Raw genomic sequence first — 24,996 nt, 5'->3', positions numbered from 1 at the left:
TTCAGGCAGTCCCTGCGGCCATCGCGAAACGGTCGAGGACGATCCGCTCCACGAGCTGCGCCACCATGTACAGCAGTAGCGAGGCGATCGTGACGACCACTACCAGGGCCCACACGCGGGTGTTCTGCGAACGGTTCGCCGCGGAGACCACGGCGTAGCCGATGCCTTCACCCGTGGCGAGCCACTCGGCCAGTAGCGCGCCGGTGAAGGCCCCGGGCACCGAGATGCGGATGGCGGAGAACACCGCGGGCAGCGCCGACGGGATCGCGACCTTGAGGAGGACGTCGAGATTCGAACCACCGTAGACGAAGACGACATCGCGCATCTGATCGGTGACCGAACGCAAGCCGAAGACGATCGTCACGAGGGCCGGGAACAGCACGACGATGCCGCCCATGGTGGCCACGACGCCCACTCCGCGCCCGACCAGCAGGATGATGATCGGTGCCAGGGCGATGAGTGGCACGGACCGCAGGATCAAGGCGATCGGCATGACACCGGCTTCGACGACTCGACTGGTCACGACGGCCGTCGCCAACGCACTCGCTGCGAGCAGGCCGGCGACGAAGCCGACGGCCGCGTCTCTCAGGGTCACCGCCAACAGGCTGGCGATATCGGCGCGGTGCTCGGCGGCCTCCGGCGTGGTGAACAGGTACTCCCACACATCGGCCGGATTCTTGCCCACATAGTCGGAGACGTCGAAGACCTGGAGCAACCCGACCCAGAGGACGCCGATGATGGCGATGATCAGCATGAGGCTGCCTACCCCACGGAGCAGCGCGATGATGGTGGACCAGCTGCGCTGACCAGCCGATGTCCGGTGGATCACGGGGGCGCTCATCGTGCCGCTGCTCCTTTCGACCAGGGGGCGGCGAGGCGCGCCAGGAGGCCGAACACGGCATAGGCCAGCCCGGCGACCAATGCGCACAGCAGGCCGATCGCCCACGCGCGTTCGACGTTGACATTCTGTTGGGCCACGATGAGCGCGGGTCCGACGCCCCGCTCGACGCTGCCGATGTACTCGCCGAGGATCGCGCCGAGGAAGGCCGCGGGAGCCGCGATCTGCAGCGCGCTCAAGATGGCGGGCAGCGCGGCGATGAGACGTACCTTGCGCAGTTGCGTCAACCGGGTGCCCCCATAGACGGTGACCACGTCGAGGCTCGCTCGGTCGGCCGATCGCAGTCCTAGGAGTGTCCCGACGACGGTGGTGAAGAACACCGACAGGACGGCGAGGGCGATCGCGGTGCCGGAGGGCTCGCCGGGGGAGGGGATGCCCACGACGAGCGAGACCACCGGGGCGATGGCGACGATCGGGATGCAGTAGGTCACGACGGCGATCTGTGTGATGAGCTGTTCGGTGAAGGGCAGCACGAGTACCACCGAGGCCAAGACCAGTGCGGCCACGTTCCCGTAGAGGAAACCGAGGGAGGCCTCGTTGATCGTGACGGAGAAGTGCCGCCAGTAGAAGCCCACTCCGTCATCGACAATCGTCGACACGACCCCGGGAGGGGTCGGGATGCGGGCGTCGGAGAGAACGGTGGCGGCTGCGATCCACCACAGTGCGATGACCGACGCGAGTCCGATCACACCGAGTCCTGCTGATGTCCAGCGCGATGACGGCACGATGGCACCGAAGGTCGCCATAGGTCAGTGCTCCGCGCCGGGGCCGCCGAACAACAGTTCGGAGGCCCGGTCGTGCAACTCGTGGAAGCGCGGTGTGCGCATCATCTCCGGGGTGCGCGGACGTGGAAGGTCGACATCGATGATCTCCGCGACGCGACCGGGCCGTGCGCTCATGACGGCCACCTGATCGGACAGGAAGATCGCCTCGGAGATGCCATGCGTCACCATCAATGTCGTCGCCGGCTTCTCGGTCCAGATGCGCAGCAATTCCAGATTCAGGCGCTGTCGTGTCATGTCGTCGAGTGCCCCGAAGGGCTCATCGAGGAGCAGGACCGAGGGTTGTACGGCGAGGGCGCGCGCGATCGAGACCCGTTGGCGCATCCCACCGGACAGTTGACCGGGTTTGGCCTTCTCGAACCCCGTGAGGCCGACCAGTTCGATCAGCTCGTCGACCAGTGAGTCGTCCACCGCGACCCCGGAGACCTCGAAGGGCAGGCGGATATTGGCCATCACGCTGCGCCACGGCAACAAGGCCGAGTCCTGGAACGCGATGCCGAGCTGATGTCCGCGTCGGAGTTCCAGCGGTGATTGACCCTCGACCAGGGCTGTGCCGCTGGTGGGTCCTTCGAGTCCGGCCAGGATCCGCAGGATCGTGGACTTGCCGCATCCCGACGGTCCCAGCAGCGACAGGAAGCTGCCCTTGTCGGTCATGAGCGTGACATCCTGCAGGGCGGTCAACGTCTGACCTCGGCCCAGGGAGAACGACTTGTTCAGATTCTTGATGTGGACGCCGTCGCCGACCGAGTCGACTCGGCCGGCGACGGCGTGCTGTGCTGGACCGGGCATCGTCGATCAGGAGGCGGTTATCGAACGTAGCTCGGGCTGCTCTTCAAGGAGCTCCTCGAGGAGAGACAGGTCGAACAGGTCGTCCACGGTGACCTCGATGCCGGCGCGTGCGAGGCTGTCGATGCTCTCGTTCATCAGCTGATCGGTGATGGTGAACAGCCCGTTCTGCTCGACATCATCGGTGAGCACGAGTTCATTCTGGATCTCGGCCTGGCGGGCTTCCTTGGTCATGTCGAGGTCCAGATCCTTGCCGTAGACCTCGACGGCCAGGCGAGCCCCTTCGTCGGGATCGGCCAGGGCGTCCTGCCATCCCCGGATCGATGCCTCCAGATAGGCCTTGACGACCTCCGGGCGCTCGCTGATGGTCTCATCGGTGGCGATGATGGCCTCTGCCACGAAGGGAAGACCGTTGTCATTGAGCAGCAGATTGGTGACCTCGTGGCCGAGCTCCTCCACGGTGATGGACTCATTGGTGACATAGGCGAAGAATCCGTCCACCTCGCCGTCGACCAGGGGTGACGGGTCATATTCGACCGGGACCGTCTCGACATCGGCCTCATCGATGTCGTTGACCTCGAGGAGCGCGGAGAACAGGGCCTCATTACCACCGGGCTGGACGCCGATGGTCTTGCCGACGAGGTCCTCGGGGGTCGCGATATCGGCGCCGTCCGTCAGCGACAGGATGGTGAAGGGGTTGCGCTGGAACTTGCTGCCGACGATCTTCAGAGGCGCGCCTTCCTCGGCGATCACCTGTCCGGTCGAGACAGCATTGGCCGTACCGAAGTCGGCTTCCCCGGAGGCGACGAGATTCTCTGTCGCGCCCGGACCGGGAACCAGTGTCACGGTCCCCAGGCCGGCATCGGCGAAGTAGCCGTTCTCCTCGGCGAAGAACTCGCCCGCGAATTCGGCGTTCTTGACCCAGGACAACTGCACCGTGACATCTCCGAGGTCGCTGTCCCCACCCTCGGAGGTGTCGTCGCTGCCACCGCCGCAGGCGGTGAGAACGAGCGCTGCGGTGATGCCGAGTGCGGCGAGGCGTCCGCGGGCGGCTCGACCTTGAGCGGTCCGATTGGTCATATGCACTCCCTGGAGAAGGTCACGATGTGTCTACGGAAGGACAGCTTCCAGATCCCGCGTTGCGCTTCGAGTGCCGGGTGATTTCGCGGTGGTTACGGTTTCGGCGAGCATGTTGCGGTCCCGGCATCCTCCGAGGGTCGCCGTCGCAGGCGAAGCGCCGAGCCCGGGCCGCGTTACATCCGCGCTAATTCTTGTGGCGTGGCTGATTCTGCTCCGTACCGTGATGTCGAATGGTCCTACAGTGGGGTGCCCGACAGCCGGAGAGGGGTGGCCATGGACACCGTGCAGGATCGTCATCGCACCTACCGGGGGCACCTGTTCCATATCGCGGGAAGCCCGCACAGCGCCGCGGTCGATGCACACGTGGTCAGCGAGCGCGATGGCGCGATCGCGGTCGACCGGCAGGGACGTATCGAATGGGTCGGGCCGTGGGGGCGGGCGCCTCGTCATGTCATCGAACGCCCGGTGGCCCGCGCGGCCTTCCTCCTGCCGGGATTCGTCGACACTCACGTGCATTACCCGCAGGTCTACAGCACCGATGCGTACGGCGGCGGCCAGTTACTCGAGTGGCTCGACTCGTGCATCTTCCCCGCGGAGGCACGCTTCAAGGACGAGGCCTTCGCTCGACAGGCGGCGGCGGACTTCACGGCCCGGCGCCTCGCGGTGGGAACGACCTCGGCGATGGTCTTCGGCTCGGCCTTCCCGCACGCGCAGGATGCCTTGTACGAGCAGTCATTGGCCGCCGGGCTGCGGACTGTGAGCGGGCGCGGGGTGCAGGTACTCGGGCCTCCTTCAGCCTCGATGCTGCTCACCGACGAGGAGGAGGCCCTCAGTCTGGTGGCGGCCGAGATCGACCGCTGGCACGGCACCGATCCGGAGCAGCGTCCCGCTCACGAGGCGATGATCCAGACCGCCATCGTGCCCCGGTTCAGTCTCTCCACCACACCGCGCACCCTGGCGGGTCTCGGTGAGCTGTTCACCGGCCATCGCGACCGTGGCGTGTACGTGCATACGCATCTGAGCGAGAACGATCGACCGGGGGACGGTGAGTGTGCCGCGGTGCGGGCAGCCTATGGGGTGGAGCACTATCTTGACACCTATGACGGGTTGTTCCTGCCGGGAAGCAGGCGCGGTGGCGATTCGCTGCTGGGGCGGCGCACGATCATGGCCCACGCCGTGCACTGCGCCGATGTGGAACTGCGCCGCCTCGCCGATGCTGGCGCGTCGATCGCTCATTGCCCGGTATCGCAGCAGTTCCTCGGATCCGGCACGATGCCGTGGCGACGGACCACCGCATCGGGGGTCACCGTGGCGATGGGTACGGACGTGGGGGCAGGCGATGAATGGCTGATGTCCCGGGTGCTCGCATCGGCCTACGGCGTGCACCTCTCCGAGCCCGCGGGCGCGTCGGTCGCGCTCACGCCGGGGGAGCTGCTCTTCGCCGCCACGCTGGCTGGGGCGCGGGCGCTCGATCAGGAGCGGCTGACCGGAAACTTCGATATCGGCAAGGAGGCGGACCTCCTGCTCATCGAACCCACTGAGGCCCTGGCCGGCGCGATCGAGTTCGGCGTGCGCGCCGATGAGGAGGACCGGGCCCACCGGCAGCTGCTGTTCACCCTGCTCATGGGCCTGCGGGAATCGGCGATCCGGGGTGTCGTCGTGCGGGGACGCGTGGTCAGGGGGAGTTGACCCAGTCGTCCGATCCGTCGGCATAGAACTGGTGCTTCCAGATCGGAACGGTCGACTTGACATCGTCGACGAGGTCGGCGATCGCGGCGAAGGCCTCGCCTCGGTGCGGGGCCGATACCGCCGCGGCGATCGCCGCATCGCCGATCGCCAGGCTTCCCGTCCGGTGCAGGACGGCCACGACGACACCGCGCTCCGCGATCCGTGCCGCCGAGGCGTGCAGGAGGGCAACCGCCTCTGGATGCGCCTCGTAGACCAGGCGGGTCACCGTCCGTCCACCGTCGTGATCGCGCACGCAGCCCGTGAAGGTCGCCACTGCGCCGTGCCCGGGCGTGCCGACGAGGGTGATGAGCTGGTCCAGCTCGAGGTCGTCGTCCCAGATATCGGCCAGCTGAACGCTCATCGGTCTTCTCCTCGGGGTGGGTGCGGGTCGTCATCGGTGAGATGGCCCAGCTGTGCCAGAAGGTGATGCATCAAGGGCTCGAGGACCCCCAGCCCGTCGCGGACCCCTCCAGGGGAACCAGGCAAGTTCGCTATGAAGGTCCGCCCCGCGACCCCCGCCCGTCCACGGGACAGCGCGGCGAATGGGGTCGCTTCGAGACCGCGGGCGCGCATCGCCTCGACGACTCCGGGCAGCTCCCGATCCAGTACGGCGGCGGTGGCCTCGGGGGTCAGATCGTCCGAGGCGATGCCGGTACCGCCGGTCGTGAGCACCACGGCCACGCCCTCGCTCATGGCATCGCGCAATGCGGCCTCGACCGGGGAGCCGTCGGGGACTACTACGGGATCGGCGCAAGACAGACCTCGTTCGCGCAACCAGGCGGCGATCATCGGACCGGTGTGGTCCTCAGCCTCGCCGCGTGCGGCACTCGTCGAGGCGACGACGACGCGAGCCTCGGGGTCAGGCATCCCCAGCCTCCCAGTCGTGTGTCCCGCCCTGTTTCGAGATCACGCGGATGCCTTCGAGCGAGGCGGCACGGTCGACGGCCTTGACCATGTCGTAGAGGGTCAACCCCGCGACGCTCACGGCCGTCATCGCCTCCATCTCGACTCCCGTCGGAGCCGTGGTGCGAACGGTGGCGCGGATCACGACCGCATCGGTCTCGGGAAGGAGGTCGATCTCGATCTTCGACAGGGGCAAGGGATGGCAGAGCGGGATCAGCATGGGCGTCTGCTTGGCGGCGAGCACGCCGGCGATCCGGGCGGTGGCGAGTGCCTCACCCTTGGGGAGACGGCCGTCGGTGATCTGTTCGACCACGTCGGGGCGCGTCACGAAACGGGCTTCGGCCACTGCGGTGCGGGTGGTCGGCTGCTTGGCCGAGACATCGACCATATGGGCTGAGCCATCCTCGCGGTAATGGCTCAGAGCGCTGCGATCCTCCACCACGTCACTGTATCGCCGGCGGCTAACTCCTCGATCTCGGCGGGCAGGAAGATCAGGTGGGTGGCGACGGCATAGGCGGCCAGCAGGTGCGAGCCCGCACCGCCGATCACCTGCACTTGTCCGTGTTCGTCGAGGGTCCCGCGCCGCACCTGGAGCTTGCCGGGAATCGAGGTCAGAGGTTCGGCGAGGGGCGCCGTGCCGCTGGGGCGGTCGGGAGCGACCTGTCCGCATCGGCGTGCGAGTCCGGGGCGGATGAACAACTCGAAGGACAGCAAGGAGCTGACCGGATTTCCCGGCAGGCACAGGATCGGCAGACCATCGCGCACGGCGTGGCCTTGGGGACCGCCGGGTTGAAGCGGGATGTGGTCGAACCAGGCGTCAGGCAGGGGGGAGAGCACCTGACGCACCACCTCATAGGCGCCGGCGCTGACCCCGCCGATGGTGATCGCCAGATCATGGTCCAGGCCATCGAGCACGGCGGCGAACTCAGCGGGGGAGTCCGCGCAGATGAAGCGATCGACCTGCGTGCCGATCTCGGCAGAGGCGGCGGCGAGCGCGGCGCTGTTCGAGTCGGGGATCTGCCCGTTGGCGATCTCATCGCCGGTGCTGATGATCGCGATCCTCATCCGCGGCTCGACCTCGACCGACGTCAGGCCGGCCCCGGTGAGGGCCCCGATGCCCGCCACCGAGATCGAGGTGCCGGCAGGCATGAGGACCGCTCCCGCGCGAATGTCGTCTCCGCGGGGACGGACGTACTGTCCTGGGGGCGCGGGCGTGTCGAAGGTGACGTCCGGGGCGGAGAAATCGCCCGGCCGGGTGCGCTCGATCGGGATCACGGCATCGGCCCCTGCGGGAATCGGCGCCCCTGTCATGATCGGGGCGGCGGTGCCGGGCGCCAGGGAGACGGCCGCGGCGCCGGCGGCGATCGGGGCGGAGACCGGGAGCGTCACCGGCGCGGTCTCCGCTGGGCGCAGATCTGTGCTCCGAACGGCGAATCCATCCATCTGGGAGTTGTCGAATGCCGGGAGGTCCCCGGGTGCGAGGACATCGCGGACCAGTCGACGCCCGAGCGCCTCGGAAAGGGGACACAAGACCGATGACCGGGTCTGGCGCTTCTCGTCGGCGAGGTTGAGCAGCCGCTCGACCTCAGTGCGGTGTGTCTCCAGGCTCACGGTCATGCTCGAACGCTACCGGCTGTCTCGGCCGATGGTCGGCCGGTGGGTATGCCGCCGGGTATGGGGCGCCGCGAAGCGAGCATGGGGCCAGCGAGTGCTGCAGATTCGTCCCGATTCGAGTGGTAAGAGGGCGAACGAGCACCGCTCGCGGGACCGGGGAAGGCCTATGGCTCCTCCCATCGCCACGAACCCTCTCAGCCGCCACCACGACGGTGTGCGTAAATGCGGGGATATTAAACTTGAAACAACGCATATGAGTAGAATCATCATCCATGAGACGAATTCTGAGTATGGCAGCCGTGCTCGCGCTGATCGGTGGGCTGAACGCGTGCGGTGGCGATGGGGATGACGGTGACTCGACAGCGGCGGGCAGCGAGGAGGTCACACTGACGGTCTTCGCGGCGGCATCGCTGACCAGCACCTTCACCGAGCTGGGTGAGAGATTCGAGTCAGAGAACGAAGGCGTCTCGGTCGAGTTCAACTTCGCGGGATCCTCCGATCTCGTGGCTCAGATCCAGAACGGGTCGCCGGCGGATGTCTTCGCCTCGGCCGATGAGAAGAACATGCAGAAGGCCACGGACGACGACCTCGTGGAGGGTGAACCCACGCTGTTCGCCGCCAATACGCTCCAGATCGTCACCGCTCCGGGGAACCCGAAGGGCATCGAGGGTTTCGAGGATCTCGCCGCTGAGGACATCACGCTGGTCATCTGCGCACCGGAGGTGCCGTGTGGAGCGGCGACCAAGGAGGTGGAGGAGAGCTCGGGAATCACCTTGAGCCCCGCGAGCGAGGAGTCCGCCGTGACCGATGTGCTCGCCAAGGTCACCTCTGGGGAGGCCGACGCCGGCCTGGTGTACGTCACCGATGCGGTGGGCGCGGGCGACGCGGTGGAGAGCATCTCCTTCCCGGAAGCTGCCGACGCCGTCAATGACTATCCGATCGCGGTCCTCGCCGGCAGTGAGCACGGAGACATGGCACAGCGCTTCGTCGACTTCGTGCTGGGCCCGACGGGCCGGGAGGTGCTCGGCGAGGCGGGCTTCGTGCAGTCTGAGTGACGTGAGATCTTCGCAGTACTCCGGCCTGCCGGCCTGGGTTTATGTCCCCGCGGCGGCGGGAGCGGCTTTCGTGCTGCTCCCGCTGCTCGCGCTGATGGCCCGTGTCGACTGGTCGCAGTTCATCTCCCTGATCACCTCCGAGTCGTCGGTGGCTGCCCTGAGGTTGAGTCTGGTCACGGCGTCGATCAGCACGGTGGCGTGCGTCGTCCTCGGCGTGCCGATGGCCGTGGTGCTCGCACGAACCCGCTTCGCGGGACAGTCGGTGCTGCGTTCGCTCGTCCTGTTGCCGATGGTGCTGCCGCCAGTGGTCGGCGGCATCGCCTTGCTCTACACCTTCGGGCGCAGGGGCCTGCTGGGCGAGCATCTGGAGGTCGTGGGCCTGCAGATCGCCTTCTCGACCGTGGCCGTGGTTATCGCCCAGACCTTCGTGTCGTTGCCCTTCCTCGTTGTCAGCCTCGAGGGCACCCTGCGCACAGCGGGTCGGCGTTACGACATCGTCGCAGCGACGCTGGGCGCCAAGCCGACCACTGTCCTGCGGCGCGTGACGCTGCCGCTGGTGTTGCCGGGTCTCGCCTCGGGCGCGATCCTCGCCTTCGCGCGGGCACTGGGAGAGTTCGGCGCCACGATCACCTTCGCCGGCAGCCTGCAGGGCGTGACACGTACCCTGCCCTTGGAGATCTACCTCCAGCGCGAGGTCGATCCCGATGCCGCCGTGGCACTGTCACTGGTCCTGGTGGTGGTGGCAGTGCTCGTCATCGGGCTCGTGCGTGGGTCGAGGGGGCAGATGTGACGGACGCACCGGCATTGACGTGTGAGATCGCCCTCGGTGATCGAGGTGTGGAACTACGGATCGAGATCGAAGCCGGGGAGACCGTCGCGGTCCTCGGACCCAATGGCGCCGGCAAGTCCACGCTGCTGTCGACGATCGCGGGGACTCTTCGTCCCGACCGGGGCAGCGCACGCCTCGGCACCGAGACCCTTTTCGATCTGGACACCGGTGGCCGGGGGTCGTGGAGCCAACCGCACGCTCGCGGCATCGCGCTGCTGGCTCAGGATGCTCTGCTCTTCCCGCATCTGACGGTGACCGAGAATGTCGCCTTCGGGCCGCGCAGCCGAGGGGTGCCGCGGCGCGCGGCACGTGAGGCCGCGTTGCGCTGGTTAGACGAGGTGGGCGCCCGTGAGTATGCCGGTCGCAAGCCTGCGCAGCTCTCCGGGGGTCAGGCCCAGCGCATATCGGTGGCTCGGGCTCTCGCCGCCGAGCCGCGATTGCTGCTGCTCGACGAGCCGATGGCGGCCCTGGACGTCACGATGGTGCCGCCGGTGCGGCAGATGCTGCGGCGGGTCTTGGCGGACCGGACGTCGATCATCGTCACGCACGATGTGCTCGACGCCCTGCTCCTGGCTGACCGGGTGGTCGTGCTGGAGGACGGCGGGGTGGCGGAAGAGGGGCCCACCGCCGAGGTGCTGGCGCAGCCCCGCAGCGCCTTCGGCGCGTCGATCGCGGATGTCAACCTGTGGACGGGAACGGCCACCGCGGACGGGGTGCGGTCGGCCGGGGGGGTCGAGATGCACGGCGTCGCGCACGCCGCGGTGGTCCCGGGACACCCGGCGATCGCGGCGTTCGCGCCGCGCGCGGTCGCGCTCTACCTCGAAGCTCCGGTCGGCAGCCCCCGCAATGTGATCCCTGCGCGGGTCCGCGAGTTGGAGCCACGCGGGGCGACGGTGCGGGTGCATGTCGCTGGCCCTGGTGGCGCCGAACTGAGCGCCGAGGTCACCGCTGCGGCTCTCGCCGAGCTGGGCTTGGTTCCGGGGACCGAGGTCGTCGCGGTGGTCAAGGCGACCGAGGTCACGACCTATCCGGCCTGATCCCTCGGCGCACCTCCGGGGCGGTGACGTACGCACGTCTCGATCGCCGCGAGGGGTGCGTACGTCACCGCTCCTCGGAGGTGCGGACACTAGACTGAGCGGCCATGACGCAGATTCGCGTGGCCGAGGCGGCGAGATTCCTCGGAGTCAGTGACGACACGGTGCGGCGGCTGCTGTCCTCGGGGGCATTGGAATCCGGCGGCGGATCCCCGGCATCTGTCGATGGTGCGAGCCTCGGACGCTACGCGCGCGAGCATGCGGTGGTGCCTTCGGACGGGCTCGGCGTTGCGCGATCGGCGCGCAATCGTCTCGTGGGAATCGTCACCGAGGTCGTGAGCGACACAGTGATGTCGCAGGTCGAGTTGCAGTGCGGACCGCACCGCGTGGTCTCGCTGATGAGCACCGAATCGGTGCGAGAACTCGGACTCGAGCCCGGCGTCGTGGCCGTGGCGGTCGTCAAGGCCACGACGGTCATCGTCGAGACCAGCGACGACGCGCGGTGAGTGCCGTCCGGGGCGCCGTGGTGCCCTGGGTCATACTGGACGCATGGCTGCCTCAGTGATGCTGCCGACTCCCGTGGCACGTCCGCTGGCCGATCGTCACGGTCGGGTCGCCGACGACCTGCGCATCTCGCTCACCGAGCGATGTAATCTTCGCTGCACCTATTGCATGCCGGCGGAGGGACTGCCGCTCGCTCCCGACGAATCGTTGATGACACGCGCCGAGATCGCGCGTCTCACGAGCATCGCCGTACGCGATCTGGGCGTACGCTCCGTCCGGCTGACCGGTGGTGAGCCATTGCTGCGGCGCGATCTCATCGAGATCGTCGGGGATCTGTCCGAGCTCGATGTCGACCTGAGCCTGACGACCAATGCCGTCGGCTTGGCCTCGAGAGCCCAGGCGCTCGCGGACGCGGGCCTGCAGCGGATCAATGTCTCCCTCGACACCTTGGATCCGACCCATGCAGAGCTGCTCAGCCGGCGTTCGCTGCTGCCCCGCGTGCTGGAGGGCATCGATGCGGCGGAGGCGGCGGGACTCTCGCCGATCAAGGTCAACGCGGTGCTCATGCCCGGTATCAATGACGGCGAGGATGCCGCGCAACTCCTCGAGTGGTGTCTCGACCGCGACTTCGAGCTCCGCTTCATCGAGCAGATGCCCCTCGATGCCGACCGGGTGTGGGATGCGCGCACCTTCGTGCCCGCGGCACGCGTCCGAGAGATCCTCGATGAGGCGGGCTATCGGCTGCGTCCGCACCCGGCCCCTCGCGAGGGTGCGCCCGCCGAGCGATTCGAAGTGCTGGGCGAGGACGGAACGACTCGCGGGACCATCGGCATCATCGCCTCGATCAGTGAGCCCTTCTGCGCCGATTGCCGGCGTACGCGCCTGACCTCGCAGGGCACCATCCGCCACTGCCTGTTCGCGCGCACCGAGACTGATCTGCTGGGTCCGCTCCGTGAGGGAGCCGATGACGACGCGATCGCCGATCTCTGGCGCGAGGCCATGTGGGGCAAGCCCGCCGGCCACGGCATCGACGAGCATTTCGAGGCCCCCGAGCGGTCGATGAGCCAGATCGGCGGTTGAGGTGACCCGTATCCGCCTGTTCGCCGCCGCGCGTCACTCGGTGGGACGTGCCGAGTTCGGTCTCGAGGAGCTCGATCTGAACGATCCCACCACCGTCGGTGCGATCATCGAGGCGCTGAGCGGATATGCCCCGGGGGCTCGACGGGTCCTTGAGGGATGCTCGGTGCTCGTGGACGGCGAGCGTCGCTCGTCGGGAGGACGCGTCGAGGGTGCGCAGACCGTCGATCTCCTCCCGCCCTTCGCTGGAGGCTGAGATCCGCCATGGGCGAGCACCTCGGCGAGCGCTGGAGCGCAGTGCTCGGTGAATACGAGCATCATCTACGCCGGGAGCGCGACCTCTCCGAACACTCGGTCCGGGCCTACCTGACCGATCTGCGCTCGCTAGCGGTCCACGCCGAACGCCTCCGGATCACCGACCCGGCCGGTCTCGACCTGCGCGCTCTGCGCAGCTGGTTGGCCTCGCTCAAGACACGAGGTGCGGCTCGGACGACGCTGGCACGTCGGTCGACGGCGGTCCGGGTGTTCACCGCCTGGTTGGTGCGGACGGGTCGTGCCGAGCAAGACGCGGGGGTGCTGCTGGCGTCTCCCAAGGCGCACCGGGAGTTGCCGGTGGCCGTCAGCCAGCAGGACATCCGTGCGGTCATCGAGGCTGTACCCGCGGATGACCCGGTCGGATGGCGCGATCTCGCAATCGTGGAGGTGCTGTACGCCACGGGAATCCGGGTCGGCGAGTTGGCCGGTGCCGATGTTGACGATGTCGATCGCGAGCGACGAGTACTGCGCGTACTGGGCAAGGGGCGCAAGGAGCGGACAGTGCCCTACGGTGTGCCGGCCGCCGAAGCACTCGAACGGTGGTTGAGCCAGGGCCGCACCGCGCTCGCCACCGCGGCGAGCGGTCCGGCTCTGTTCCTAGGAGTACGGGGTGCCCGCATCGACCCTCGCACGGTCCGGCAGGTGGTGCACCGTCGTCTGGGCGCCGTCGAGGGGGTGCCCGATCTCGGGCCACACGGACTCCGGCACACCGCGGCGACACATCTGCTCGAAGGGGGTGCCGATCTGCGTTCAGTACAGGAGATCCTCGGACACGCCTCCTTGGGCACGACGCAGATCTACACGCATGTGACCAACGAACGCCTGCGCGCCGCCTACCGCCAATCTCACCCCCGAGCCTGAGCCGGTCACCTTGAGGGGGGACCACCGAGGTGCGAAGCGGAACCCGTTGAGTGTGACGTTTGGACGGTGAAATCGGGCACTTCACCGTCCAAACGTCACACTCAACGGGTTCCCTGGGTCACCCGGCGGAGAGCGGATCGACCGGAGTTCCGTCGATGAGAAGCATGAGGTGCAGATGGCATCCAGTGGACATGCCGGTGGTGCCCACCCGTCCGATGATGTTGCCCTTCTCGACGCGGTCGCCGGTGCGCACGTCGCGCCTGCTCAGATGGCTGTACGACGTGACTCGGCCGTCATCGTGGGCGAGCTCGACCTGTTCTCCGTACGCCCCACGCGGGGCGGAGAAGGTCACTGTCCCGGCCAGGAAGGCGGGAACCGGCGTGCCGCAGGCGGCTCCGAGGTCGACACCATCGTGGAGCTTGACCTCGCCGGTGACCGGATGGCGGCGCATCCCGAAGGGCGACGTGACCGGTCCGCCGAGGAGGTTGACGATCCCCTCGGGCTCCCAGGACGGTGGTGACGGCGGTGGACCGTCGGGGGAGATCAGCCGCACCTTGTCTGTGCCGAGCAGGGCAGCCGGGTCGAGATACTCGTCACCGCGCAGCCGACCCAGATTGAGGCACGTCATACGGCACGACGGATGACCGGTGAGGAGCGAGCCGAGGGGCTGACCAGCCTGCACGGAGTCGCCGACGACGACCGTCGCCCGCACGGGTTGATAGGTCGAGCGCTCGACGCCGTGGTCCACTGTGACCGTCGCGACTCCCGCGACATCGCCGGCGAAGGTCACCGTTCCCGAGGCCACGGCGACGACCGTCTCACCTGCCCGCCCGGGAAGATCGACACCGCGGTGCCCTGGTCCGTACGGGTCCGTCGGAGGCGCGAACCCTCGCTCGATGGAGCGCGTCTGGACCGGCCAGAGCCAGGACGCGTCGGTGGAGAGGCCGTGGGGGAGGAGCAAAGCGGTGGCGAGGAGTAGGGCTGTCATGGATCGAGTCGACCCGAACGTGGCCCTCAGGAGAAGATGTCGATCGCGATCTGTGGACGGCGTCGGACAACCCGGCAGGGTGTGGATTTCGTTCCCGCACCGGCCTCGGCTAGACTTGCTCCATCGCCTCGAACGAGGCGAAATTCGCGCGCCCGAAAGTGCATGACGCGTACCGCTGAATGCACCGTCGCAGACCTGGTCCCGCCTCGCGGGCGGCCTGCGTCAGTTCGGACGCCAGGGGCACCGCCACCGGTGGTGCCGTCAACCAGGCAGAGAGGAAGTACGGCCATGGCCGTCGTCACCATGCGTCAGCTGCTCGAGAGCGGCGTGCACTTCGGACACCAGACCCGTCGCTGGAACCCGAAGATGAAGCGCTTCATCTTCACCGAGCGCAATGGCATCTACATCATCGACCTGCAGCAGTCGCTCGCCTACATCGACGCCGCGTACGAGTTCGTCAAGAGCACCGTCGCGCGCGGCGGCACGGTTCTGTTCGTCGGCACCAAGCGTCAGGCGCAGGAGCCGATCGAGGAGCAGGCCAAGCGGGTCGGCATGCCCTACATCAACCAGCGCTGGCTGGGCGGCATGCTCACGAACTTCTCGACGATCAGCGCGCGCCTGCAGCGCATGAAGGAGCTCGAGGAGATCGACTTCGACGATGTCGCGGGCTCCAACCGCACCAAGAAGGAACTGCTGCAGATGAAGCGCGAGTACGACAAGCTCTCGCGCACCCTCGGTGGTATCCGCGACATGCACCGCACGCCCAATGCGGTCTGGATCGTCGATACCAAGAAGGAGCACCTCGCGGTCGACGAGGCCCGCAAGCTGAACATCCCGATCGTCGCGATCCTGGACACCAACTGCGACCCCGATGACGTCGACTACCCGATCCCGGGCAATGATGACGCCATCCGCTCGGTCGGCCTGCTCACGCGTGTCGTCGCCGATGCCGCCGCCGATGGCCTGATGGCCCGCAGCGGCGCCAAGACCGGCGAGGAGACTCCGGGCTCGGAGCTCGGTGCCGAGGAGCCGTTGGCCGACTGGGAGCGCGAGCTGCTCACCTCGGGCACCGAGGACAAGGCAGCCGAGGCGCCCGCCGCTGAGGCTCCTGCCGCCGAGGCGCCCGCCCCGGCCGGCAACGAGTCGCCCGCGTCCTGATCGCCCCTTTCACGACAGAATCCAGAGGTAGAAACCCATGGCAATCACTGCTGCCGATGTCAAGAAGCTCCGCGACGCCACCGGGGCGGGCATGATGGACGCGAAGAAGGCCCTCACCGAGGCCGACGGTGACTATGACAAGGCCGTCGAGCTGCTGCGCATCAGCGGCGCTGCCAAGGCCGCCAAGCGAGGTGCTGAGCGTGAGGCCTCCGCCGGTCTCGTTGCGAACTCCGGCGCTGCGATCGTCGAGCTCAACTCCGAGACCGACTTCGTGGCCAAGAACGAGCAGTTCATCGAGCTGGCCGAGCGTCTGGCCGCTGCGGCCGATGCGGCCAAGCCAGCCGACGCGGAGGCTTTCAAGAGCACGCAGCTCGATGACGGACAGACCGTCGACGAGGCGGTGACCTCGCTCGCCGGCGTCATCGGCGAGAAGATCGAGCTCGGTCGCGTGGCGGCCTTCGATGGCAATGTCGCGACGTACATGCACCGCCGTGCGACTGACCTGCCTCCGGCGGTCGGCGTGCTGGTGGAGTTCGAGGGTGACAGCGAGGAGGCCGCCCGCGGCGCCGCCATGCAGATCGCCGCGATGCGTCCTCGCTATCTCACCCGCGAGGAGGTGCCGTCCGAGATCGTGGAGAAGGAGCGCGAGATCGCTGAGGCCACCGCTCGCGAGGAGGGCAAGCCCGAGCAGGCGCTGCCCAAGATTATCGAGGGTCGCGTCAACGGCTTCTTCAAGGAGACCGTGCTGCTCGATCAGCCTTCGGTGACCGACAACAAGAAGTCGGTCAAGCAGGTCCTCGACGAGGCCGGCGTGGCCATCAAGCGCTTCGCGCACATCGAGGTCGGCGGCTGACGCCACGTCTCGTCCAGCGACCCCGCGGGTGATCCCGCGGGGTCGCTGCATTTCCCGGCCCGCGCGAGACAGACCGTGGCCTGGTTGACGGTAGGGAGCGGTGAGTAGGCGTCCGTTCTCGGCCGTGGGCGGTGGGTGGCGAGCGTCCGTCTGCTGGTCTGGAATGGACACTGTCTCACCGCGGGGCAGGACGCCAGCGCTGCGCGCGACGTCGATCCCTCCTACGGTGGTGTGACCGCCAGCACAGGGAGGGAACGCTATGGCTGACAGCGCGCGCCGGACGGACCACGACGAACAGGAAGACACCGAGCAGGAGATCGCGCCCGGCGAGCGTGACGAGGCGGTCTCCCAGCGGAAGAACTCGATCAGGTGGAGCGGGCTGCTCATCGGCGTGCTCGCCGCCGTCCTGATGTATCTCGTGCTGTCGGAGGATCTGGCGCACGCGGCGAGGATGACCGCCGCCACCGCCGTGCTCATGGCCATCTGGTGGATGACGGAGGCCATCCCGATCCCGGCCACCGCTCTCGTGCCGCTGGTCGTGTTCCCCCTTGCGATCGACGATGTCGGAGTCGACGATGTGGGGGCGTCCTACGGGAACAACATCATCTTCCTGTTCATGGGCGGCTTCATGCTCGCGCTGGCTATGCAGCGCTGGAATCTGCACCGGCGGCTCGCGCTGCTGACGGTACGAGCGATGGGTACCAAGCCGACGATGGTCGTGGCGGGCTTCATGATCGCGACGGCCTTCATCAGTCTGTGGGTCTCGAACACCGCGACGGCCGTCATGATGCTGCCGATCGGTATCTCGGTCCTCGTGCTGGTCACCAATCTCGAGAGCGAGGACGAGGATCTCGCCGAGCAGGTCAAGAGCTCGAACTTCGGCACCGCGCTGATGCTCGGCATCGCCTATGCCGCGTCCCTCGGCTCGTTGGGATCGATCATCAGCACGCCGCCGAACACGCTGCTCGTCGGCTATATGGACGCCAATCACGATGTCCAGATCGGCTTCGCGCAATGGCTCGCGGTCGGCGGCCCGTTGTCACTGGTCTTCCTGGTGTTCTGCTGATGGCTGTTGACGAAGGTGTTGTTCAAGCCGGAGATTGAGGAGATACCCGGTGGCCACGAGATGCTGAGCGAGGAATTGGACAAGCTCGGTCCGATGTCGTCGGGGGAGTGGCGAGTACTGGCGATCTTCGTCCTGGCCGCGATCGGCTGGGTGGCCCTGCCGCTGGTTCTCGATGACCCGCCGCTCGATGACGCGGGGGTCGCGATGGTGATCGCGCTCTTGTTATTCATCCTGCCCGCCGGTGCGGCGCGGGGTGTCCGCCTGCTGGACTGGGAGAGCGCCGTGACCCTGCCCTGGGGCGTGTTGCTGCTCTTCGGCGGCGGCCTGGCGCTGTCCGCCCAGTTCACCGACAGCGGCCTCACCGAGTGGATCGGCGAGCAGGCCGGTGGTCTCGGCGCCGTGCCGGTCGTGCTCGTGGTGCTCATCGTGGCAGCGGGAGTGCTGGCGCTGACGGAGCTGACCAGCAATACGGCGACGGCGGCGACCTTCCTGCCTCTCGCCGGTGGGGTCGCGGTCGGCCTCGGCCTCGATCCGTTGCTGCTGACCGTCCCAGTGGCGATCGCCGCGACCTGTGCCTTCATGTTGCCGGTCGCGACACCACCCAATGCGATCGCCTTCGGATCGGGCTACGTGACGATCGGGCAGATGATCAAGGGCGGCTTCTGGCTGAACATGTTCGGCATCGTGGCGATCACGCTGACGACCATGACGCTGGCGGTGTGGATCTTCGGTATCGCGTACTAGCTCGAGGACGCTGGGCCACCGCCCACGTGCAACCATCCGATAGGCTCGTCATCATGTCGCGACGCGTTCTCCTCAAGCTCTCCGGTGAGGCCTTCGGCGGCGGAGGCATCGGTATCGACCCCGATGTCGTCGGTGGAATCGCCGGACAGGTGGCCGAGGCCGTGGCCGACGGCATCGAGGTCGCGATCGTGGTCGGCGGCGGCAACTTCTTCCGCGGCGCCGAGCTCAGCCAGCGAGGCATGGAACGGTCGCGTGCCGACTACATCGGCATGCTCGGCACCGTCATGAACGCCCTCGCCTTGCAGGACTTCATCGAGAAGACCGGTGTCGAGACGCGCGTGCAGAGCGCCATCCACATGGCGCAGGTGGCCGAGCCGTACATTCCGCGCCGTGCGATCCGGCACTTGGAGAAGGGGCGGGTCGTCATCTTCGGCGCCGGTGCCGGTATGCCGTACTTCTCCACCGACACCGTCTCGGCTCAGCGTGCCCTCGAGATCAAGGCAGACGCGGTGTTGATGAGCAAGAACGGCGTCGACGGTGTCTACGATGCCGATCCCCGCACCACCCCCGAGGCCCGCAAGTTCGACCACGTCACCTTCGACGAGGCGCTTCAGCGCAGCCTCAAGGTCGTCGACGCGGCCGCCTTCGCCCTGTGCATGGAGAACCGTCTGCCGATGCTGGTCTTCGGCATGCACGGCGAGGGCACCATCGCGCGAGCCCTGCGCGGTGAGAAGATCGGAACACTCGTCCACGCGGCCTGATCCCCGCCGGACCGACCAAGGAGCAATGACGTGATCGACCAGACCCTGCGCGACGCCGAGTCCAAGATGACCAAGGCCGTCGAGCACACGCGCGAGGAGTTCGCCGCGATCCGCACCGGGCGCGCCCATCCGGCGATGTTCTCGCAGATCACCGCCGACTACTACGGCACGCCCACGCCGTTGCAGCAGCTCGCCGGTTTCCAGGTGCCCGAGGCGCGCACCGTCATCATCAGCCCCTACGACCAGGGGGCCAAGAGCGCCATCGAGAAGGCGATCCGTGACTCCGATCTGGGCGTGAATCCCACCGACGACGGCAAGGTGCTCCGGGTGACGCTGCCCGAGCTCACCGAGGAGCGGCGCAAGGAGTACATCAAGCTCGCCAAGTCCAAGGCCGAGGAGGGGCGTGTGGCGGTGCGCGCTGTGCGCCGGGGGGCCAAGCAGGCCCTCGACAAGGCCGAGAAGGACTCCGATATCAGCAAGGACGACAACACCGGCGCGGAGAAGCGTCTCGATGGCCTGACCAAGAAGTACGTCGATCAGATCGACGAGGCCCTCAAGGCCAAGGAAGCAGAGCTCCTTGACGTCTGATTCTCCTCAGCCCAAGCCCAGTCGGGCTGGGCGCAATCTGCCAGCGGCAATCGGCGTCGGGGTCAGCCTCGGCGCCGTCGTCGTGGCATCGCTGTTCTTCGTCAAGGACCTGTTCGTCCTCGTCGTCGCGCTCGCCCTCACCGTGGCCCTCCTCGAGCTGAGCAAGGCGCTGCGTGCTGCGCACATCACCGTGCCCGTGCTGCCGGTGCTCGTCGGTGGGCTGGGCATGCTCGGGGTCGCCTACTTCGACGACATGGAGACCGCCGCGGCCGTCATGGCCCTCTCAGTCCTGGCGACCTTGGTGGTCCGGCTGCCGCGCGGTGCCGACGGATTCGTGCGCGACAGCACGGCGGGAGTCTTCTGTCTCGCCTATCTCTTCCTCATGGGCTCCTTCGTCGTGCGCATGCTGGACAATCCGGACGGTGCCTGGCGCATCGTCGCCTTCGTCGTCGCCACGATCGCCTCCGATATCGGTGGCTACGCGGCCGGCGTGCTGTTCGGCAAGCATCCGATGGCGCCCACCATCTCCCCGAAGAAGTCCTGGGAGGGCTTCGCCGGCTCGATGATCGCCGGCGTCGTGCTGTCGACCCTGGTGGTGGTCTACGGTCTCGACGGCGAGGTCTGGGTCGGCGTGCTGCTCGGCGCGGCAGCGGTCGTGATGGCGACCGTGGGCGATCTGTGCGAGTCGCTGATCAAACGCGATATCGGGATCAAGGACATGGGCGATATCCTGCCGGGACACGGTGGTCTGATGGACCGTCTCGACTCCCTGATCGCCGTCGCACCGGTGGCCTATCTGGTGCTCTACCTGCTCGTGCCGGTGTCCTGAGAGCCGCTGCGAGCAGATGACTCGGGTGGACGGCGCGCACTGGGCCGGCGACGGATGCGCCGCATGAGCGGCCTCCGCGACTACGCTGCCGCGCGCCGTGAATTGCCGCTGGCTCTCGACCCGACGGCGAGCGGTTACGACGAGGTGGTAGCGGAGGACGGTGCGCCCCGCGACGCCTGGCGGCGTCTGCTCGCCGGCTATGAACCGGATCTCGTCGATCTGCCGCGCGTCAATGCCGAGATCGAGCGCATGCTCTCCGATGACGGCGTCGTCTACGCTCCGCCGGGACAGCGGCAGCGCCGCTGGAGGCTCGATCCGGTCCCCCTGGTGATCGAGGCCGCCGAGTGGGCGGACCTGGAGAAGGGTCTCGCGCAGCGCGCGGAGCTGCTGAACGTGATCGTCTCGGATCTGTACACCGATCGCACGATCCTGAGCCGCGGTCTGCTGCCCCCGGAGGTCGTCTTCGCGCATCGCGGCTTCGTGCGGTCGCTGGCCCGTCCGGGACAGGAGGACCTGGCGCCGGTGACGTTGGCGGCGGCCGACCTGTCGAGGGACGAGACGGGCGAATGGCTGGTGACGGCGGATCGTGTGCAGGCGCCGTCGGGCATCGGTTTCGCGATGGAGAACCGGCGGGTGCTCTCACGGGTCCTTCCCCGGTTGCACCGCGAGGCCGCTGTGCATCGGCTCACGCCCTTCTTCCAAACGCTGCGCTCGGCCATCCTGCAGGCTGCCCCTGATGGGGTCGAGTCACCGCACGCAGTGGTGCTGTCGCCGGGGCCGATGTCGGAGACGGTCTATGATCAGGCCTCGATCGCGGCGAGCATGGGATTCCCGCTCGTGGAGGCCGCCGACCTGACGGTGTCGTCGGGATGCCTGTGGTTGCGCTCGCTTGACGGTCTGCAACGTGTCGACGTGGTGGTGCGTCGTGTCGACGCGGCCTGGAGCGACCCCCTCGAGTTGCGGGGAGACTCCCGGCTGGGGGTTCCCGGGTTGTCTGAGGCGGTTCGTCGCGGCAATGTCCGCATCGTGAACTCGCTGGGGGCCGGGGTCGCCGAGAACCCCGGCCTGATGCCCTTCCTGCCGAGCCTGTGCGAGGAGCTGCTCGGCGAGCCCCTGCGTCTCTCATCGGCCCGGACCTACTGGGGCGGCGCTCCGGGCGGTCGCGACGTGCTCATCGACCGGATCGACGAGTTGCGCATGACATCGCTCGACGGGCGGGGTGTCCCTTCGAGCGCCGAAGACCTACGCCATCGCATCGAGACCGAGCCGTGGCGCTGGGTCGGACAGGAGTCCCGGCGGGCCTCGTCCATGCCGGCCCTTGAGGGCGATCGGCTCACGCCGCATACGGTGCGGTGGCGGACCTTCACGATGCGGCACGGTGCCTCCTACCGGCCGATGGCCGGTGGTCTGGTGACCGCGCGCAGCACGGTCGGAGAGCAACAGGTGAGCAAGGACGTCTGGATCGTGAAACAGGATCCGGCGGACCCCGACCAGGGATTGTCCGAGCTCATGTCCGTCACCGCGCTCCGTACGCCGCCGACCCTGCCGCCGCGGGCGCGAGGGGACATGTACTGGATGGGCCGCTACATCGTCCGCATCGAGGACACCTTGCGGCTCTGGCTGCTCTGTCACACACTGGCGCTCGACTTCCATCACCGTCCCGGCTCGCCGGGAGGCGCGGCGCTCGCGGTGCTGCGCACGACCCTGCGCGGACTCGTGTCGATACCCGACACCGCTTCCGAGACCGATGATCTGCGCGCCGCGCTCAGCGATGCGGACCGACCGGGCTCTGTGTCCCAGTCGGTCGAGCAGCTGACCCTCCTCGCGCAGAGCCTGCGCGACCAGGTGTCACCCGATCTCTTCCGGGTGACCGGCGCGCTCGCCCGCGCCCTCGGCTCCTCACGCGAGCGGACGAGCGACACGTATCGGGGGGAGGACGCCGAGACGATGCTGACCGGTGCGCTCGCATTGAACGGGGTGAGCGAGAACATGGTGCGTGATGCCGCGTGGCGGCTCCATGAGCTCGGCCGCTCGATCGAACGGGCGTCGCAGCTGACGCATCTGCTGGAACCGACGCTGGGGCGTCGTCGGGGACCCGAGGTCGATCGTGAGGTGCTCGATGCGGTGCTTCAGGTGAGTGAGAGCGCGGTGACCCACCGGCGCCGCTATCGCGGATATGTCCGAGTGGCCAATGTGGTCGATCTGCTGGTGCTCGACGCGGGAAACCCCCGTTCCCTGCGGTTCTGTGTCGAACGGATGCAGCAGCATCTAACGGCGCTGCCTGCATCCTCGGGCTCGACTCGGCCCGAGCGTTTGGTCGACGATCTGCTGGCTCTGCTGAGCGATGCCGATCTGGCTTACCTCGTGGTGATCGAGGGGGAGTACCGACCGCGACTGCGCGAACTCCTGCTCACGGTGCAGAGCCAGCTGCGGTCGCTGTCGGAGGCCGTCGAGAACGTCCACCTGGCGTCCGGTCCGTGGCAGCGCCCGATCGAGCTTCCGTTGGTGATCGAGCCGTGACCCGGTATCAGGTGCGGCATCGGACGTCCTATGCGTACGACGCCCCCGTGACCGGCAGTTACGGGCTGGCATGGGTCATGCCGCGCCGGACGCCCGGCCAGGAGGTCACCGAGGCGGCGGTGACGGTCGTGCCCGAGCCCGAGGACCTCGGGGTCTCCTCGGACTATTACGGCAACGAGGTCCGGTACTTCCACGTCACCGTGCCGCACACCGAGCTCGTGGTCGATGCGGACAGCGTGGTCGAGGTGGAGGCGGCGGAACCCCCTCGCGCCATGCTCGACCGCTCCTGGGAGACCTGCCGTCCGCTCGGCAGCGCGGAGCCGGGGGCCTGGCTCGCCGCCGATTTCGCCCTCGAATCGCCGCTCGTCGAGCATCCTGACTCGGCGCGCGAGTACGCCGCGGTCTCGTTGTCGCCGGGGCGGTCGATAGGTGAGGCGGTGGCCGAGCTCGTCCATCGCGTCCACGCGGACTTCGCCTACCGGCCCGGCGTGACCTCGGTGACCTCGACGGTCGACGAGGTGTTCGCCGCGCGAGCGGGCGTGTGCCAGGACTTCACGCACCTGCTCCTCTCCTGCCTGCGGTCACATGGATTGGCGGCGCGATATGTGAGCGGCTACCTTGCCACGACGCCGCCGCCGGGCCGCGAGCGCCTCGTCGGCGCGGACGCATCGCACGCCTGGGCGGCCGTGTGGCTGGGGGATGATGACTGGCTGGCGGTCGATCCCACCAATGACACCCGCGTCGACGACCGCTATGTCACCGTGGCCTGGGGGCGAGACTACGGTGATGTCCCTCCCGTCAAAGGGACGGTGTTCACGACGGCGTCCTCCTCGGAGCTGACCGTGTACGTGGACGTGCAGGCGGTCTGAGCGGTTCCGTGGCGTGCGGAGCGCGCCACGCCCCACCAGACTGGGTCTGTGCGTGCCTTCACCTGTCGAGTCTGCGACAGCGCCCTCTACTTCGAAAACTCCGTCTGCGTCACCTGCGGCAGCCGGCTCGGCTTCTCGCGGGTTGAGCGTGCCATCGTCCCGCTCAGCGCAGATGATGACATCTATACCGATGCATCGGGCCTGCGGTGGACCCGCTGCGCCAACCTGGAGCTTTCGGGTTGCACGTGGCTCACAGGGACCCCGGACGGTCTGTGCTTCAGCTGCTCTCTGACACGCACCCGACCCAATGACGCCGATCTCGTGGGGCTCAGCGCCTTCGGCATCGCCGAGCAGGCCAAGCGGCGGCTCATCGTAGAGCTCGACGAGCTCGGACTGCCGATCGTCCCTCGCCAGGAGGACCCCGAGAACGGGTTGGCTTTCGACCTTCTCTCGAGCACGAACGAGGATGTCACGATCGGCCACGCGGACGGCGTCATCACGATCGACCTGGCGGAGGGGAACGACGCCTATCGTGAGCGGCTGCGGGTACAGCTCGATGAGCCGTACCGCACGATGCTGGGACACTTCCGGCACGAGGTCGGCCACTACTATGAGCCCATCCTGGTAGACGATGACCGGCTGCGTGCCCGCTATCGCGAGTTGTTCGGCGACGAGGGCGCGGACTACCAGGCCGAGATCGATCGCCACTATGCGCAGGGGCCGCCGGAGGACTGGCCCGAGCGCTACATCAGCGCCTACGCGACGATGCATCCCTTCGAGGACTTCGCCGAGACCTTCGCGCACGTGCTGCATATCACCGACTCGGTCGACACGGCCAGCGCCTACGGCCTCATCACCGCGGACCCGACGGCGTTCACCGTCTTCCGCGATCTCGTGACCGGGATCTGGATCCCGCTCAGCACCGCCCTCAACCAGATCAACCAATCGATGGGCAAGGAGCCGTTGTATCCCTTCGTTCTCGCTCCGGCCGTGCTCGACAAGCTGGAATTCGTGGCCTCGCTCATCGGTCGTCAGCGCGCGACCGCGGGTAGCCGGTCAACCTCGCCGCGCGGGCAGCGGTAGCGAGTGAACGTCATCGCCGCCGCGGGGGGGTGATGAGGTACCGCCAGGACGGGGAGAGGTTGATGGTCTAC

At 67.8% G+C, this 24,996-nt stretch carries 25 protein-coding genes and 1 pseudogene; 17 read left to right on the top strand and 9 right to left on the bottom strand.

The window, feature by feature from the left end; genetic code table 11:
• Position 1: 1 nt before the first annotated feature.
• From BHE97_RS15010 to BHE97_RS14995, 4 genes are read right to left on the bottom strand one after another with little or no spacing between them, the layout of a single operon-like run.
• Positions 2-841 carry an ABC transporter permease subunit gene (locus tag BHE97_RS15010; RefSeq protein ID WP_087624837.1) on the bottom strand — a complete coding sequence of 280 codons (840 nt, stop codon included), beginning with the start codon at positions 839-841 and terminating at the stop codon, positions 2-4.
• Positions 838-1,644, bottom strand: a complete 807-nt coding sequence (locus BHE97_RS15005; protein ID WP_087624836.1) for an ABC transporter permease subunit — start codon at positions 1,642-1,644, stop codon at positions 838-840. Before BHE97_RS15005 ends, BHE97_RS15010 begins: the two co-directional genes overlap by 4 nt.
• A gap of 3 nt (positions 1,645-1,647) precedes the next feature.
• Positions 1,648-2,469, bottom strand: coding sequence for an ABC transporter ATP-binding protein (locus tag BHE97_RS15000; RefSeq protein WP_087624835.1), 822 nt, complete (start codon positions 2,467-2,469; stop codon positions 1,648-1,650).
• Positions 2,470-2,475: 6 nt separating this feature from the next.
• Complete coding sequence (locus tag BHE97_RS14995) at positions 2,476-3,546, bottom strand: ABC transporter substrate-binding protein (RefSeq protein ID WP_087624834.1); 1,071 nt, start codon at positions 3,544-3,546, stop codon at positions 2,476-2,478.
• 273 nt (positions 3,547-3,819) lie between these two features.
• Here BHE97_RS14995 and BHE97_RS14990 point away from each other — a divergent pair, with 273 nt between their 5' ends.
• The gene (locus BHE97_RS14990) at positions 3,820-5,235 is read left to right on the top strand and encodes an amidohydrolase family protein (RefSeq protein ID WP_087624833.1); all 1,416 of its coding nucleotides are present in this window, start codon (positions 3,820-3,822) and stop codon (positions 5,233-5,235) included.
• On the opposite strand, the gene BHE97_RS14985 is transcribed toward BHE97_RS14990, so the two are convergent.
• From BHE97_RS14985 to glp, 4 genes are read right to left on the bottom strand one after another with little or no spacing between them, the layout of a single operon-like run.
• Entirely contained in the window at positions 5,222-5,635 is a 414-nt protein-coding gene (locus tag BHE97_RS14985; protein ID WP_087624832.1) for a molybdenum cofactor biosynthesis protein MoaE, read from the bottom strand. The two genes, BHE97_RS14990 and BHE97_RS14985, sit on opposite strands and share 14 nt — an antisense overlap.
• Positions 5,632-6,141: a MogA/MoaB family molybdenum cofactor biosynthesis protein gene (locus BHE97_RS14980; protein ID WP_087624831.1), complete on the bottom strand. Its 510-nt coding sequence runs from the start codon at positions 6,139-6,141 to the stop codon at positions 5,632-5,634. Before BHE97_RS14980 ends, BHE97_RS14985 begins: the two co-directional genes overlap by 4 nt.
• Positions 6,134-6,616, bottom strand: a complete 483-nt coding sequence (gene moaC / locus BHE97_RS14975; protein WP_201791472.1) for a cyclic pyranopterin monophosphate synthase MoaC — start codon at positions 6,614-6,616, stop codon at positions 6,134-6,136. Before moaC ends, BHE97_RS14980 begins: the two co-directional genes overlap by 8 nt.
• Positions 6,595-7,794, bottom strand: coding sequence for a gephyrin-like molybdotransferase Glp (glp, locus tag BHE97_RS20460; RefSeq protein ID WP_087624830.1), 1,200 nt, complete (start codon positions 7,792-7,794; stop codon positions 6,595-6,597). Before glp ends, moaC begins: the two co-directional genes overlap by 22 nt.
• 269 nt (positions 7,795-8,063) lie before the next feature.
• Between glp and modA the strand changes: the two genes are divergently transcribed.
• The 7 genes from modA to BHE97_RS14935 all read left to right on the top strand — a co-directional run bounded on the left by modA (position 8,064) and on the right by BHE97_RS14935 (position 13,466).
• The gene (modA, locus tag BHE97_RS14965) at positions 8,064-8,846 is read left to right on the top strand and encodes a molybdate ABC transporter substrate-binding protein (RefSeq protein ID WP_087624829.1); all 783 of its coding nucleotides are present in this window, start codon (positions 8,064-8,066) and stop codon (positions 8,844-8,846) included.
• 1 nt (position 8,847) lies between these two features.
• On the top strand, positions 8,848-9,636 hold the full coding sequence (locus tag BHE97_RS14960) for an ABC transporter permease (protein WP_236757718.1): 789 nt from the start codon (positions 8,848-8,850) through the stop codon (positions 9,634-9,636).
• On the top strand, positions 9,633-10,712 hold the full coding sequence (locus tag BHE97_RS14955) for an ATP-binding cassette domain-containing protein (RefSeq protein WP_236757717.1): 1,080 nt from the start codon (positions 9,633-9,635) through the stop codon (positions 10,710-10,712). The genes BHE97_RS14960 and BHE97_RS14955 overlap by 4 nt, the downstream gene beginning before the upstream one ends.
• Positions 10,713-10,816: 104 nt before the next feature.
• Positions 10,817-11,215, top strand: a complete 399-nt coding sequence (locus tag BHE97_RS14950) for a TOBE domain-containing protein (protein WP_087624828.1) — start codon at positions 10,817-10,819, stop codon at positions 11,213-11,215.
• A gap of 43 nt (positions 11,216-11,258) precedes the next feature.
• Complete coding sequence (gene moaA / locus BHE97_RS14945) at positions 11,259-12,293, top strand: GTP 3',8-cyclase MoaA (protein WP_087624827.1); 1,035 nt, start codon at positions 11,259-11,261, stop codon at positions 12,291-12,293.
• 1 nt (position 12,294) lies between these two features.
• Positions 12,295-12,546 (top strand): MoaD/ThiS family protein, encoded by a 252-nt coding sequence (locus BHE97_RS14940; RefSeq protein ID WP_087624826.1) that lies wholly within the window; start codon positions 12,295-12,297, stop codon positions 12,544-12,546.
• Positions 12,547-12,554: 8 nt separating this feature from the next.
• The gene (locus tag BHE97_RS14935) at positions 12,555-13,466 is read left to right on the top strand and encodes a tyrosine recombinase XerC (protein ID WP_087624825.1); all 912 of its coding nucleotides are present in this window, start codon (positions 12,555-12,557) and stop codon (positions 13,464-13,466) included.
• Positions 13,467-13,584: 118 nt separating this feature from the next.
• On the opposite strand, the gene BHE97_RS14930 is transcribed toward BHE97_RS14935, so the two are convergent.
• Positions 13,585-14,454: a peptidoglycan DD-metalloendopeptidase family protein gene (locus BHE97_RS14930; RefSeq protein ID WP_087624824.1), complete on the bottom strand. Its 870-nt coding sequence runs from the start codon at positions 14,452-14,454 to the stop codon at positions 13,585-13,587.
• Between the two features lie 288 nt (positions 14,455-14,742).
• Between BHE97_RS14930 and rpsB the strand changes: the two genes are divergently transcribed.
• From rpsB to BHE97_RS14885, 9 genes and pseudogenes are all read left to right on the top strand, one after another.
• Positions 14,743-15,612 carry a 30S ribosomal protein S2 gene (gene rpsB, locus BHE97_RS14925; protein ID WP_087624823.1) on the top strand — a complete coding sequence of 290 codons (870 nt, stop codon included), beginning with the start codon at positions 14,743-14,745 and terminating at the stop codon, positions 15,610-15,612.
• 37 nt (positions 15,613-15,649) lie between these two features.
• Positions 15,650-16,465, top strand: a complete 816-nt coding sequence (gene tsf / locus BHE97_RS14920) for a translation elongation factor Ts (RefSeq protein WP_087624822.1) — start codon at positions 15,650-15,652, stop codon at positions 16,463-16,465.
• 259 nt (positions 16,466-16,724) lie between these two features.
• Positions 16,725-18,275: pseudogene (locus BHE97_RS20770) on the top strand (DASS family sodium-coupled anion symporter).
• A 53-nt stretch (positions 18,276-18,328) separates the two neighbouring features.
• Positions 18,329-19,036 (top strand): UMP kinase, encoded by a 708-nt coding sequence (gene pyrH, locus BHE97_RS14910; RefSeq protein ID WP_087624821.1) that lies wholly within the window; start codon positions 18,329-18,331, stop codon positions 19,034-19,036.
• Positions 19,037-19,069: 33 nt separating this feature from the next.
• Entirely contained in the window at positions 19,070-19,624 is a 555-nt protein-coding gene (gene frr, locus BHE97_RS14905; RefSeq protein WP_170931446.1) for a ribosome recycling factor, read from the top strand.
• Positions 19,614-20,453 carry a phosphatidate cytidylyltransferase gene (locus tag BHE97_RS14900; RefSeq protein ID WP_201791462.1) on the top strand — a complete coding sequence of 280 codons (840 nt, stop codon included), beginning with the start codon at positions 19,614-19,616 and terminating at the stop codon, positions 20,451-20,453. The genes frr and BHE97_RS14900 overlap by 11 nt, the downstream gene beginning before the upstream one ends.
• A gap of 63 nt (positions 20,454-20,516) precedes the next feature.
• Positions 20,517-22,973, top strand: a complete 2,457-nt coding sequence (locus BHE97_RS14895) for a circularly permuted type 2 ATP-grasp protein (protein WP_087624818.1) — start codon at positions 20,517-20,519, stop codon at positions 22,971-22,973.
• Positions 22,970-23,842: a transglutaminase family protein gene (locus BHE97_RS14890; protein WP_170931443.1), complete on the top strand. Its 873-nt coding sequence runs from the start codon at positions 22,970-22,972 to the stop codon at positions 23,840-23,842. Before BHE97_RS14895 ends, BHE97_RS14890 begins: the two co-directional genes overlap by 4 nt.
• A 48-nt stretch (positions 23,843-23,890) precedes the next feature.
• A complete protein-coding gene (locus tag BHE97_RS14885) occupies positions 23,891-24,925 on the top strand; it encodes a putative zinc-binding metallopeptidase (protein ID WP_087624817.1) in 1,035 nt (344 codons plus the stop codon).
• Positions 24,926-24,996 lie beyond the last annotated feature (71 nt).

It is taken from the genome of Aeromicrobium sp. PE09-221 (assembly GCF_002174305.1).
Lineage (GTDB): Bacteria > Actinomycetota > Actinomycetes > Propionibacteriales > Nocardioidaceae > Aeromicrobium.
This window is presented reverse-complemented; position numbering and strand designations above follow the sequence as displayed.